This window comes from Azospirillum formosense (assembly GCF_013340925.1).
GTDB classification, from domain to species: domain Bacteria; phylum Pseudomonadota; class Alphaproteobacteria; order Azospirillales; family Azospirillaceae; genus Azospirillum; species Azospirillum formosense.
On the sequence record NZ_WHOR01000171.1, the window covers coordinates 1 to 12,370 of the forward strand.

The window sequence follows — 12,370 nt, forward strand, 5'->3', positions numbered from 1 at the left end:
TTCCAGGGTGGCGGGGCGGTGGGGCCGTTGGGGAGCATGGGCCTCTCGTTGGGAGCGAAGGGGACGGGAATGCAAAAGGGGGCGTCCCCGTCTGGGAACGCCCCCTAGATACTGGTGCGGCGGAGCGCCCGGAACAATGCCCCGAGTTGGCGCCCGGGATTGGGGCCCTGGCAGCGGCTTAGAACAGCCCTTCCAGCGGCGCCCGGCGCTTGCGTTCGATGGTCGGGACGGTGCCGTCGTTCAGCGCCTTGCCGGCGGCCTGGGCCTCGCGCAGGCGCTGGTTTTCCTTCTTCGGATCGACGACCTCGTAGGGCTGCTCCTGCGTCTGCCAGAACAGCACGGAGTCGATCCAGCTCTTGTCGGCGACGACGAGCTGGGTCGTCTCCTGATCGACCTTGTTGCGGATGCCCGGCTCGATGCCGCCCTTGGCGCCGGCCTGGGCGATCAGCGCCGACTCGCCGGCGGTGTGTCCGGCGGCGGCGGCGGCGGCGGCGGCGGTGGTGCGCGAGGAGCCGCCGAAGACGGAGGCGGCGGCCACCGCGGACGACGTGGCGTCCTGCGGGCGGGGCGCGCCGGGGCGCGGCTCCGGCAGGCGGGCGAGGCTCGGCGGCATGGTCAGCGGCGCGCGGGATACGACCGTGAACTCGTCCGGGCTCGTGCGGTCGAGGCCGATGGAGCGGCGGACGTCGGTGCATCCGGTGAGCGCCAGCGCAACGAGCGCCAAGCCCAGCAGCGGACCCCGCCCCAGGGAACGGGTGGAGCGCCGTGCGATGGAGGAGGCGAAGGAAAGCATGGTCACGTTCGAGTCCCGTCGTCTAGTCGTCAGGCCGCTTGTCGTCGGGCCGCGTCCCTTATAGCGGCTCCGTCGCGTGAACTATTACGACTTTTCGCGGCCGGCGAACAGCCCATCCAGCACGAGAAGCGCCACGCCGACGCTGATTCCGCTGTCCGCCACGTTGAAGGCCCAGAAATGCCACCCCCCGATGTGGAAATCGAGGAAATCGGCGACGGCCCCGTAGAGGAAGCGGTCGATCACGTTGCCGATGGCCCCGCCGATGACCATCCCCAGCGCCAGCGCGAGGTAGCGCCGGTCGGCCTGCCGCAGCCACAGCAGCAGGGCCATCACGATGGCGAAGGCCACCGCGGCCAGCACGTAGGGCATCCAGGCGTGGGAGCTGCCGAAGGTGCCGAAGCTGACCCCGGTGTTCCAGGCCAGCACGAGATTGAAGAAGGGCGTGACCTCGACGACCCGTGGATAGGGCTGCATGACCACGTCGAGGATCCACCATTTGGTGAGCTGGTCGAGGACCACCACCAGCGCGGCGACGGACAGGCCGAACACCGTGTAGCCGCGGCTGCCGGACGTGGAGAGGCTGCTCATGGAGTGCTCCTGCTCCCTCTCCCCTCTGGGGAGAGGGTCGGGGTGAGGGGGTTGCGCGTTTGCCGGACGCGTCGAGGAGGCGGAACCCCCTCACCCTAACCCTCTCCCCAGAGGGGAGAGGGGATAAGGCGCAGGCTCCGGCAACGCGTATTAGAACGCCGGGTCCGCGTCCACGGCTTCGGCGCAACGGAGGCACAGCGTCGGGTGTGCGGCGTTCGTGCCGACCTCCGGAAGGATCTTCCAGCAGCGCTCGCACTTGCCCCCTTCGGCGAGGCCGGGCACCACCGCGATGCCGGCCACGTCGGGCAGGACGAACGCCCCCTCGGGCGCCGTGCCCTCCGCCACGGTGATCTGCGAGGTGATGCAGATCTCGGCGAAGTCCACGCCGTCGAGCAGCGCCTTGGTCGCCGCGTCCACGAAGACCGTCGGGTTGGCCTGCAGGGACGAGCCGATCTTCTTGTTGGCCCGCTCCAGCTCCAGCGCGCCGGTGACGGTGCGGCGGACGGTGCGGATGGACTCCCACTTGGCGGCGAGAGCGTCGTCGCGCCACTCCGCCGGGATGGCCGGGAAGACGCGCAGGTGGACGCTCTCCTCGCTCCAGCCCTCGGTGCCGGTCAGGCCCTCGGGCCGCGCCAGCCACGCCTCTTCCGCGGTGAAGCAGAGGATCGGGGCCAGCCACGCGGTCAGGGTGGAGAGCAGATGCTCCATCACCGTGCGGACCGAGCGGCGGCGGACCGAGCCCGGCGCGTCGCAGTAGAGGCTGTCCTTGCGGACGTCGAAGTAGAAGGCCGACAGCTCCACGGCGCAGAAATTGTGGATCGCCACCGACAGGTCGTGGAAGTCGTAGGCCTCGATCTTGGCGCGGACCAGCGCGTCCAGCTCCGACAGGCGGTGCAGGACCCAGCGCTCCAGCTCCGGCATCTCGGAGACGGCGATGCGCTCGGCCGGGGTGTAGTCGGCCAGCGCGCCGAGGATGTAGCGCAGCGTGTTGCGCAGGCGGCGGTAATGGTCGGCCTGGTACTTGATGATCTCCGGACCGATGCGCTGGTCCTCGGTGTAGTCGGTGCTGACCACCCAGAGGCGCAGGATGTCGGCGCCGTACTTGTCGCAAACCTCCTGCGGGGCGACCACGTTGCCCAGCGACTTGGACATCTTGCGGCCCTGCTCGTCGAGCGTGAAGCCGTGGGTCAGCACCGCGTCGTAGGGCGCGCGGCCGCGCGTGCCGCAGCTTTCCAGCAGGGAGGAGTGGAACCAGCCGCGGTGCTGGTCGGAGCCTTCAAGGTACAGCGAGGCCGGCCACTTCAACTCCGGCCGCTGCTCCAGCACGAAGGCGTGGGTCGAGCCGGACTCGAACCACACGTCGACGATGTCCCTGACCTGCTCGTAATCATCGGCGCGGTAGGCGTTGCCGAGGAAGTCCTGCGCCGGGCGGGCGAACCACGCGTCGGAGCCTTCCTTCTCGAAGATGTCGGCGATGCGGTTGAACACCTCGGCGTCGCGCAGGATCGCGCCGTTGTCCTTGCGGACGAACAGGGCGATCGGCACGCCCCAGGCGCGCTGGCGGCTGATGCACCAGTCCGGGCGCTGCTCGATCATCGCGCGGATGCGGTTCTCGCCCTGGGCCGGGAACCACGTCGTGTCGGCGATCGCCTGCAGCGCCGTCTTGCGCAGGTCGTTCGTCTCCATGGAGATGAACCACTGCGGCGTGGTGCGGAAGATCAGCGGCGCCTTCGACCGCCAGGAATGCGGGTAGCTGTGCTTGATCCGGCCCTTGGCGAGCAGCGCCCCGACCTCCTGGAAAGCCTTCAGCACGGCGCCGTTGGCCTCGCCCGGCTTGCCCTCGGCGGTGTAGACGCGCAGGCCGGCGAACAGCGGGACGTGGTCGTAGTAGCGCCCGTCCTCGCCGACCGTCTGCGGCACCTCGATGCCGTTGGCCTGGCCGAGGTGGAAGTCGTCCTCGCCGTGGCCGGGGGCGATGTGGACGAAGCCGGTGCCGGCGTCGGTGGTGACGAAGTCGCCGGCCAGCAGCGGCACCTTGAAGTCGTAGCCGCTGCGGGTCAGCGGGTGGTGGCAGTAGCCGCCGGCCAGACGCGAGCCGGGGAAGCGGTGCAGCAGCCGCGCGTCCTTGATCTTGGTGTCCTTGAAGACGCTCTCGGCCAGTGCGGTGGCGACGACCAGCCGCTCGCCGACCTCGGCGAGGCTGCCCTCCTCGACCTCAAGCACCTTGTAGGTCGCGTATTCGATCTCGTCGCCGAAGGCGATGGCGCGGTTGCCCGGCAGGGTCCAGGGGGTGGTCGTCCAGATGACGATGTTGGCGTCGTCGACCTCCGGCGCCGGCGAGCCCCAGATGGCGAAGCGCGCGAAGACGGTGGTCGAGGTGTGGTCGTGGTACTCGATCTCCGCCTCGGCCAGCGCGGTCTTCTCCACCACCGACCACATGACCGGCTTGGCGCCCTTGTAGAGGCCGCCGTTCATGGCGAACTTGTGGATCTCGCGGACGATCTGCGCCTCGGCGGGCAGCGTCATGGTCAGGTACGGGTCGGCCCAGTTGCCCTCGACGCCCAGGCGGCGGAACTCGCCGGCCTGCACGTCCACCCACTTCTGGGCGAACTGGCGGCACTCGGCGCGGAACTGGTTGAGCGGAACCTCGTCCTTGTCCTTGCCCTCGGCGCGGTACTTCTCCTCGATCTTCCACTCGATGGGCAGGCCGTGGCAGTCCCAGCCGGGGACGTAGTTGGCGTCGAAGCCCTGCATCTGGCGCGAGCGGACGATGACGTCCTTCAGCACCTTGTTGACGGCGTGGCCGATGTGGATGTTGCCGTTGGCGTAGGGCGGGCCGTCGTGCAGGACGAACTTCTCACGGCCCTTCGCCGTCTCGCGCAGCCGCTGGAAGAGGCCCATGTCCTCCCAGCGCTTCAGCAGCTCCGGCTCCTTGGTGGGCAGGCCGCCGCGCATGGGGAAGTCGGTGCGGGGCAGGAAGACGGTGGACTTGTAGTCGCGGGTCATGTCGGGGATATCCTGAACCTGAAGCAGAACCGTCGGGCGGCAGCGGTCAGGCCCCCGACGCACGCACAAACGAGGCGGTCCCGGCCCCCCTCAGGAGGCCGGGTTGGTAATTCGCGCCATACGCGCCATGACCCACGCCGGATGCAGCATCGCGCGGGATATTAGCGGTGTGGGCGGTGCGGTCAAGGCGCGGCGCCTCCGGGTGCGTCAGTCGAAGCTGGCCTTGCCACCGTGGGCGGCGGACCAGCCGACCGGGTCGTTCAGGAACTTCTCGACCTCCGACAGGGTGTTCTCGTCGAAGTACCGGTTCTCGCGGGCGACCTTCAGCACGTCCCACCAGGTGCACAGCTCGTGCAGGCGGACGCCGATGCGGTCCATGTTGGTCTTCGACTGCGGGAAGATGCCGTAATGGAAGATCACGAAGCTGTCGGTCACGGTGGCGCCGCCGTTGCGCAGCGCCGTGACGAAGTTCTCCTTGCTCTTGCCGTCGGTGGCCAGATCCTCGACCAGGATGACCCGCTGCCCCTCGGTCAGCACGCCCTCGATCTGGGCGTTGCGCCCGAAGCCCTTCGGCTTCTTGCGGACATACTGCATGGGCAGTTCCAGCCGCTCGGCGATCCAGGCGGCGAAGGGGATGCCCGCCGTCTCGCCGCCGGCCACCGCGTCGATGCTCTCGTAGCCGATCTCGCGCTCGATGGTCTGGACGGCGAAGTCCATCAGAGCCTTGCGGGCGCGCGGGAAGGACACGATGCGCCGGCAGTCGGTGTAGACCGGGCTCGCCCAGCCGGAGGTGAAGATGAAGGGCGTCTCGGCGTTGAAATGCAGCGCCTTGATTTCCAGCAGGATCTTCGCGGCGGTGGCGGCAATCGTCGCCCGGTCGGGCAGGGCAGCGGCGGTGGTCATGGCCTAACGGCTCCCAGGGAGGCTCAAACTGCCCCGTGTGTAGCCCCCCGGCGTGCGAATCGCAATGGGGCGGGCTTACCCTGCGCCGTCACTTCCCCGGCAGGGCCAGCGCGATGCAGCGGGTCAGCACCGGGTTGCCGGTCATCTCGCGGTAGGCCTGGACGATGGCGGGCTCGGCGGCCTTGCACTGCTCCATCGTCTGGAACTCGATGGTGGTCGGGCCGCCCTGGTTCAGGATGAAGAGAAGAAGGATCACGCGGTCCATCGCTCAATCCTCCGACCGCGGTTCCTTGGCCAGCACGGCGCGGGCCGCGGCGGCGTCCTGGACGATCTGGTCCTTCAGCTCGTTGAAGCTGCCGAACTTGCGCTCCGGCCGCAGGAACTCGATGAGCTGGACCCGCAGATGCTGGCCGTAGAGGTCGCCGTCGAAGTCGAGGATGTGGGTCTCCAGCCGCTCCACCGTTCCGCCCACGGTCGGGCGGCGGCCCAGATTGGCGACGCCGTTGCGCCAGACCGTGCCCGCCCCCTGGTCGACGCCGGTGCGCACCGCGTAGACGCCGAAGGCGGGTCGGAGATAGTCGGCCAGTTCGACGTTGGCGGTGGGGAAGCCGATGGTGCGGCCCTTGTGGTCGCCATGCTCCACGCGCCCCTCGATCTCCCAAGGGGAGCCGAGCAGCCGGGCGGCCTCGCGCGGGTTGCCGGCGACCAGCGCATCGCGCACGCGGGTGGAGGAGTAGACGCCGTCCGCGTCGTCGGCCACCGGCCCGACCTCGGTCACGCCGAAGCCGTGCGCTGCGCCGGCCTGCCGCAGCAGCGCGGGGTCGCCGCCGCGGCCGTGGCCGAACAGGAAGTCATAGCCGCAGACGACGTGCCGCACGCCCAGCCCGGCCACCAGATCCTCCTCGATGAAGGCGTCGGCGGTCTTGTGCAGGAAGCTCTCGTCGAAATGGCAGACGAACAGCAGGTCCACCCCCAGCGCCTCGATGTGGCGGGCCTTGACGCGGAAGGGCGACAGGCGGAAGGGGGCGTCGTCGGGGGGGAAGACCGAGCGGGGGTGCGGCTCGAAGGTCATCACCGCCGAGGGCGCGCCGAGATCGCGGGCGATCCGCTGGGCGGTGGCGATCACCGCCTGATGGCCGCGGTGCACCCCGTCGAAGTTGCCAAGGGCGACGACGGCCCCACGGGCGTCCTCCGGCAGGTCGGCGGTGTGTCGGAACAATCGCATGCGTCACGCCCTGATGGTCTGCGGGCCGCGCACGGCCCCCGGAAACGATGGCGGCCCGCCGGGGCGGGCCATGCCATGGGCGTCTTATATAGACCGGCGCCGGCGCGTGGTCTACGCACCGGCGACCGGCAAGTCATTTCACCTGTTAAAGGCTTGCCCGCCTCAAGGGCTTGGGCGGGATCAGCCGCGCGACGGGACCATCAGCAGGGCCTCGCCCTCGATCACCACCGTCTCGCCGACGGTGCAGACCGTGCGGACGACGGCGCGGCGCTTCTCCGGGATGATCTCGGTGACGGTGGCGCGGGCGGTCACCGTGTCGCCGGCGCGGACCGGCGCCTTGAAGCGCACGGTCTGGCTCATGTAGATGGCGCCCGGGCCCGGCAGCTTGGTGCCGAGAACGGCGGAGATGAAGCTGACGCTCAGCATGCCGTGGGCGATCCGGCCCTGGAACATGGTGCCGCTGGCGTATTCCTGGTTCAGATGGACCGGGTTGGTGTCGCCGGAGATGCCGGCGAACAGCACGATGTCCGCCTCGGTAACCGTCTTCGCGAAGGACGCCGTCATGCCGACGGTCAAATCCTCGATGCAGTGGCCCTCGTTGTCCTTCAGGACTTGGCGAACATCATCCATACCGCGGTTCCTTTTCATCAAGCACCGGCCAGAAGCACCGGCCGTGCGGTGCGACAACACGTATGGTGCAATGCGATATATGCACTGCAACCACGTGATGGCAACACGACTCGCCTGAAAAAGTGAAAAAACCGCTAACCTCGTTCGAAAGGGAAGGCAGTCGAGACGCCCTGCCTATTTCCTCCGGTCCGGCAATTTCAGTTCCGTGACAGTAAAACTCCGGAGCGGCCCCAGTTAATATGTACACTGACAATTCGGCCTGCTGCACCGCGGAATGCGAGGCGACTCGGGCACGGACGGCTTGACTTCCCGCCGCCGCGGCCAACCGTCACCTCTCATCCCCCTGAACCGCGACGGAACCCGACCCATGTCCCACCGCTTCGCGCTGGTCACCGGCGGCACCTCCGGCATCGGCGCCGGCTTCGCCCGTGCCCTGTCCGCCGACACCGGTCTCCTGCTGGCCGCCCGCAACGCCGAGGCCCTCAACACCGCCAAGACGGAGCTGGAGGCCGCCGGGCGTCGGGTGGAGGTGCTGGCCACTGACCTGACCACCGACGCGGGACGGGACGCCCTGATCCAGAAGGCGGAGACGCTGGAGATCGACCTGCTCATCAACAACGCCGGGTCCGGCGCCTTCGGGCCGGTGCTCGACAACAGCCCGGAGGCGGAGCGGGCGACGGTGGAGCTGAACGTGGTGGCGACGACGGTGCTGACCCGCGCGCTGCTGCCCGGCATGATCGAGCGGGCGGCCCGCGACGGGCGGCGGGCCGGGCTGATCCTGCTGTCGAGCACGGCGGCCTTCCAGCCGATCCCGTTCCTCGGGACCTACTGCGCCAGCAAGAGCTTCGTCCTGGCCTATGGCGAGGCGCTGGCGACCGAGCTGAAGCGCAAGCCGGTGGATGTGCTGGTCCTGTGCCCCGGCCCCACCCGCACCGCCTTCGGCAAGCGGGCCGGCTTCGCCCTGAACGCCCTGCCGGGGGCCGCCGATCCGCTGGACGTGGCGCGGGAGGGGTTGCAGGCGCTGGGGCGCCGCACGGTGCATGTGCATGGCTTCGGCACCCGCAACATGCTGCGCCCCTTCCTGTGGTCGCGCCACGCGGCGTCGGACGGGCTGGGCGCGCTGCTGGCCGCCTTCGATCGCGGCCAGCGCGCCGGCAGGACCGCCCGTCCGTCGCGGGAGAAGGTTTAGCGGTCGGACCCCGAACCGCTCTGCCGGTCGGCGCCGGACGAGCCGGACCCGGATGAGCCGGAGAGGGCGGCACCGTTCCCCTTCTTCCCGGAGGCGGGCTGCTCCGCCACCTGGGTCTTGTCGGCCTTCTCGGCCTTGGCCTCGACCTTCTCCTTCACGGCTTCGGTCGGCTGTTCGGACGGCTTGGCCTCGACGCGCACCGGGGCCACGCCGTCCTCGATCATGTCGAGCTGTTTGGCGGCCTTCTTCGACAGGTCGATGACCCGCCCGTCCACATAGGGGCCGCGGTCGTTGACGATGACGTCGACGCTCTTGCCGTTGTCCTGGTTGGTCACGGTGACCTTGCTGCCCAGCGGCAGTTCGCGCGAGGCGGCGGTCGGCTTGTTCTGGTCGAAGCGCTCGCCGCTGGCCGTCTTCTTGCCGTGGAACGAGCCGCCGTAGAAGGACGCCTCGCCCTCATGGACGATCACCGGCTCGCCCTCGTCCGTGCGTTCCACGGCGATCGGCGGCACCGACGCGTCCTTGGAGCTTTGCGATTTGGAGGAGGGTTGGGCCTGGGCGGCGGCCATGGGGGACAGGGTCAGGGACAGGGCGCAGAGCGCCATGGACAGTTTGCGCGCCAAGTGCATTCGAATGTACCTCCCTTCGGACCTGGACAACATCCGGGGGAGGGTGGCGGTTCCACCGATTGGCGGGCGGCCGGTCCCGCCGCCGGACGCTGGACCCGCCCGGTGCGTTGATGCTTCAATCGTCCCGTCAACGAAGGAGCGCGCAGGAATGGCCGTGAGCGTGGCGGATCTGGGTGTGGAGCCACGATTCGGCTGGGTGACGATGGCGGACGGGACTCGGCTGCGCACCGCCCATTGGACGGCCACCGCCACCCCGCCGCGCGGCACCGCGCTGCTGTTGACCGGCCGGGCGGAGTTCATCGAGAAATACGCCGAGACGGCGGGGGAGATGCTGGCGCGTGGCTTCGAGGTCTTCGCCTTCGACTGGCGCAACCAGGGCCTGTCCGACCGGCCTCTGCCCAACCGGCAGATCCATCACCTGGACAGCTTCGACACGCTGGCCGGCGACCTGCACGAGGTGGTCGAGCGGTTGGTGAGGCCGCGGCAGCGCGGGCCGCTGCTGCTGGTCGCCCACAGCATGGGCGGGCTGGTCGCCCTGATGGCCCTGCTCCGCGACCCAGCCCTGTGCGATGCCGCGGTGCTGGCGGCGCCGATGTTCGACATCTTCACCGGCCCGGTGCCGCGCCGCATGGCGGTCTGGCTGGCCGAGCGCCTGTGCGCCCGCGGGCGGGCCGCCGAATACGCCTTCGGCCAGCACGATTACGACCCGGTGGAGGGGCTGTTCACCCCGGTCAACCCGATCACCTCCGACCCCCGCCGCTACGCCACCTACCACGACGCCTTCCGCGACCGGCCCGAGCTGCGGGTGGGCGGGGTCAGCTTCGGCTGGGTGCGGGCGGCCCTGCGCGCGGCCGACCACATCCGCTTCACCGCGCCGCTGGAGCGGGTGACGACGCCGATCCTGCTGCTGAGCGCTCCCGCCGACGCCGTCGTCCGATCGGAGTCGCACCGGCTGGCCGCCGCCCGGCTGGGCAACGCCGTGCTGAAGGAGCATCCCGACGCCAAGCACGAGCTGCTGATGGAGTGCGACGACATCCGCGACCGGGTGTGGGCGGATATCGACGCTTTCCTGGCCGCCCTGCATCTGTAAGCCGGGCATCTGCAGGCCGGGCCGTGCTAGGTCCTTGGCGCGGGCGCCCGCGCGCCCACATGAGGGACGCTTTGCGCCCGCTTTTCTGTTCAAGGGTCTGCCTTCCATGTCCGATTTCTGGAGAGAGTCCGGTTTCCATCTGCTGACGCGCGACGGCGACGGCTGGCTGGCGGTCACGCCGGACTTCCTGCGCGCCTATCTGATGCGGCCGGAGATGCGCCCGCCCGAGGACGCCTGCGAGACCGAGCACACGCTGTTCGCCGGCCTGATCGACGATCCCACCCGCCCCGTCCCGCCGGGCATGGTGGAAGCGCTGGCCGATGCGGACGCGCGGGAGAACTGGACGGTCTGGCTCGGCTTCCGCGACCGGCTGCTCGCCGCCGGCACGGTCGAGGGCTGCTACCTCCGCCTGTTCCGCGAGGGCGCGCGGGGTGTGCCGGGGCTGTTCATCGACCAGATGGCCCATGTGATCCTGCGCAACCTGCTGGACGGCACGCCGTCGGGCCTGCGGGCGCGGGCGGGGGAGCTGTTCTTCCGGCCCCAGACCGTGTCGGTGGACGACGGGCGCGTCCGGCTGGCCGACAGCGAGACGGTGGAGATGCTGGCCGCGACCGGCGGCTTCGGCAGCCTGGGCCGGCTGGTGGTCGAGGCCGGGACCGCTCCGCGCTCCGTCGATCTCGACATCCTCGACGAGACCAACCACCCCCGCTATTGGGAGCGCGATTCGCGGCACGACACGGTGTTGGACGTCACCTTCGCCGCGGCCGGGCTGGACGCGCTGTGCCGCGTTCTGGAAGGCTGGGTGGCGCATTTCCTGGGGGTGGCGGTGTCGATCCAGCCGGTGCAGCGGATCAGCGACGAGCGCTGGGTCTGGCATGTCGGGCTGGACGGGGAGGCCACGGCGATCCTCAACGACCTCTACAACGGCGCCGAGGTGGGGGAGGAGCGGCTGGCCCGCATCCTGTCGCTGTTCCGGCTGGACTTTGCCGATCCCGCGGCGATGCGCGCCGACATCGCCGGGCGGCCCGTCTATCTGGCCCTGGCGATGACCGCCGACCGCAAGCTGCGCCTGAAGCCGCAGAACCTGCTGGTCAACCTGCCGCTGGCGGCGACGAACTGACCGGCTACCCTATAACCATAAATTCAGTGTGACTATCTGCCGCCCCGGCGGCTGGTGGGCGGCGGCTTATAAGGATGTTTCCTGAAGGGGGAACGTCATGCAATTAAACAATATCCAGCCGAAGACGATGAAGCCGAACCTTGCCGACCCGCGCTGGGAAACGATGGCGTGGCAGGACGGCTTCGGCGTCGGGAACGCGGTGATCGACGCCGACCACAAGCGCCTGTTCGAGCTGTTCAACGAATTCGTCACCGCGGTGAACGAGTCCCGTGCCGACAGCGAGATCCAAGACGTGCTGAGGGAGTTGCTCGACTACACCGACACCCATTTCGACCGCGAAGAGACGCTGATGCGCGAGCACGGCTATCCCGACTACACCGCCCACAAGGCGCTGCACGACAGCTTCGTCCGCCAGCTGCACGACGTGAACAGCGCGCTGGACGCGGGTGGGGAGAAGGGGGCCTTCGTGCTGGGCTTTCTCGCCAAATGGCTGTCCGGCCACATCCTGGGCGTGGACACCAGGCTGGGCGCCTACCTGCGCGAGCGCGGGGTGGAGGCGTAGAAGGCAAAGCCCCTCTCCCAGGGCGGGAGAGGGGCTTTGTCACCTCATGGTTACTGCTTGTTCGACTCGCCGCTGTGCTTCGGGCCGCGGTTCAGCGAGGTCATGCTGTCGCTGTACTGGAATTCCGGCATGTCGCGCACGCTCGCCTGGGTGACGTCGCGCAGCGTGATCGGGCCGTTGCCCGGAAGCACGTCGGCCAGCGCAATGTCCGCCGCGATCTCCTTGCCGCCGATGCCGAGGAAGCCACCGCTCTGGATCACCAGGAGCTGCGCGTTGCCGTCGGGGCCCAGGATCACGTCGGACACCTTGCCGACCTTCTCGCCGTCGGCGCCGATCACCGTGCGGCTCATCAGATGCTCGACGCTGGCGCTGCCCGTGGCGCCGCTTGAGGGGCCGGCCGGCCGTGCGCTCTTCCCCTGGTCCATGATGACCGAGTTCGGGGCCTGGGCGCCCGGGGTTTGGGCCGAACCGCCGGTGCCGGTCTGGGCCGCGGCGGCGCCGGTCATCAGCGCCAGGGCGGACAGGGTCGCGATCACCGTCTTGTGCATGGAAGGTCTCCTCGTTGCACGAAACCGACCCTTCCAACCGGGGAGGGCGGGAAAGGTCACGCAGGGCCGCCTGTGACATCCTGGGGC

13 protein-coding genes are annotated in these 12,370 nt (G+C 69.4%); 4 read left to right on the plus strand and 9 right to left on the minus strand.

Annotation, left to right across the window (positions count from 1 at the left end):
• Positions 1–178: 178 nt before the first annotated feature.
• The 7 genes from GBZ26_RS19780 to GBZ26_RS19810 all read right to left on the minus strand — a co-directional run bounded on the left by GBZ26_RS19780 (position 179) and on the right by GBZ26_RS19810 (position 7,145).
• On the minus strand, positions 179–793 hold the full coding sequence (locus GBZ26_RS19780) for a DUF3035 domain-containing protein (RefSeq protein WP_174440322.1): 615 nt from the start codon (positions 791–793) through the stop codon (positions 179–181).
• 84 nt (positions 794–877) lie between these two features.
• On the minus strand, positions 878–1,381 hold the full coding sequence (lspA, locus tag GBZ26_RS19785; protein ID WP_174440312.1) for a signal peptidase II: 504 nt from the start codon (positions 1,379–1,381) through the stop codon (positions 878–880).
• A gap of 150 nt (positions 1,382–1,531) precedes the next feature.
• On the minus strand, positions 1,532–4,387 hold the full coding sequence (ileS, locus tag GBZ26_RS19790; protein WP_174440313.1) for an isoleucine--tRNA ligase: 2,856 nt from the start codon (positions 4,385–4,387) through the stop codon (positions 1,532–1,534).
• Between the two features lie 207 nt (positions 4,388–4,594).
• On the minus strand, positions 4,595–5,290 hold the full coding sequence (locus tag GBZ26_RS19795; RefSeq protein WP_174440314.1) for an orotate phosphoribosyltransferase: 696 nt from the start codon (positions 5,288–5,290) through the stop codon (positions 4,595–4,597).
• Between the two features lie 88 nt (positions 5,291–5,378).
• Positions 5,379–5,555, minus strand: a complete 177-nt coding sequence (locus tag GBZ26_RS19800) for a hypothetical protein (RefSeq protein WP_014239676.1) — start codon at positions 5,553–5,555, stop codon at positions 5,379–5,381.
• A 3-nt stretch (positions 5,556–5,558) separates the two neighbouring features.
• Complete coding sequence (locus GBZ26_RS19805) at positions 5,559–6,515, minus strand: bifunctional riboflavin kinase/FAD synthetase (protein ID WP_174440315.1); 957 nt, start codon at positions 6,513–6,515, stop codon at positions 5,559–5,561.
• Between the two features lie 180 nt (positions 6,516–6,695).
• Positions 6,696–7,145, minus strand: a complete 450-nt coding sequence (locus tag GBZ26_RS19810; RefSeq protein WP_014239679.1) for a MaoC family dehydratase — start codon at positions 7,143–7,145, stop codon at positions 6,696–6,698.
• A gap of 367 nt (positions 7,146–7,512) precedes the next feature.
• On the opposite strand from GBZ26_RS19810, the gene GBZ26_RS19815 reads away from it, so the two are divergent.
• Positions 7,513–8,334, plus strand: a complete 822-nt coding sequence (locus GBZ26_RS19815) for an SDR family NAD(P)-dependent oxidoreductase (protein ID WP_174440316.1) — start codon at positions 7,513–7,515, stop codon at positions 8,332–8,334.
• Here the strand turns inward: GBZ26_RS19815 and GBZ26_RS19820 are convergent.
• The gene (locus GBZ26_RS19820) at positions 8,331–8,963 is read right to left on the minus strand and encodes a septal ring lytic transglycosylase RlpA family protein (RefSeq protein WP_174440317.1); all 633 of its coding nucleotides are present in this window, start codon (positions 8,961–8,963) and stop codon (positions 8,331–8,333) included. The two genes, GBZ26_RS19815 and GBZ26_RS19820, sit on opposite strands and share 4 nt — an antisense overlap.
• Before the next feature lie 148 nt (positions 8,964–9,111).
• On the opposite strand from GBZ26_RS19820, the gene GBZ26_RS19825 reads away from it, so the two are divergent.
• From GBZ26_RS19825 to GBZ26_RS19835, 3 genes are all read left to right on the plus strand, one after another.
• Positions 9,112–10,053 carry an alpha/beta fold hydrolase gene (locus tag GBZ26_RS19825; RefSeq protein WP_174440318.1) on the plus strand — a complete coding sequence of 314 codons (942 nt, stop codon included), beginning with the start codon at positions 9,112–9,114 and terminating at the stop codon, positions 10,051–10,053.
• A 106-nt stretch (positions 10,054–10,159) separates the two neighbouring features.
• Complete coding sequence (locus GBZ26_RS19830) at positions 10,160–11,173, plus strand: DUF6352 family protein (RefSeq protein WP_174440319.1); 1,014 nt, start codon at positions 10,160–10,162, stop codon at positions 11,171–11,173.
• A 97-nt stretch (positions 11,174–11,270) separates the two neighbouring features.
• The gene (locus GBZ26_RS19835; RefSeq protein WP_174440320.1) at positions 11,271–11,735 is read left to right on the plus strand and encodes a bacteriohemerythrin; all 465 of its coding nucleotides are present in this window, start codon (positions 11,271–11,273) and stop codon (positions 11,733–11,735) included.
• Positions 11,736–11,785: 50 nt separating this feature from the next.
• Here the strand turns inward: GBZ26_RS19835 and GBZ26_RS19840 are convergent, their stop codons facing one another.
• The gene (locus GBZ26_RS19840) at positions 11,786–12,283 is read right to left on the minus strand and encodes a PRC-barrel domain-containing protein (RefSeq protein ID WP_174440321.1); all 498 of its coding nucleotides are present in this window, start codon (positions 12,281–12,283) and stop codon (positions 11,786–11,788) included.
• Positions 12,284–12,370: the final 87 nt, after the last annotated feature.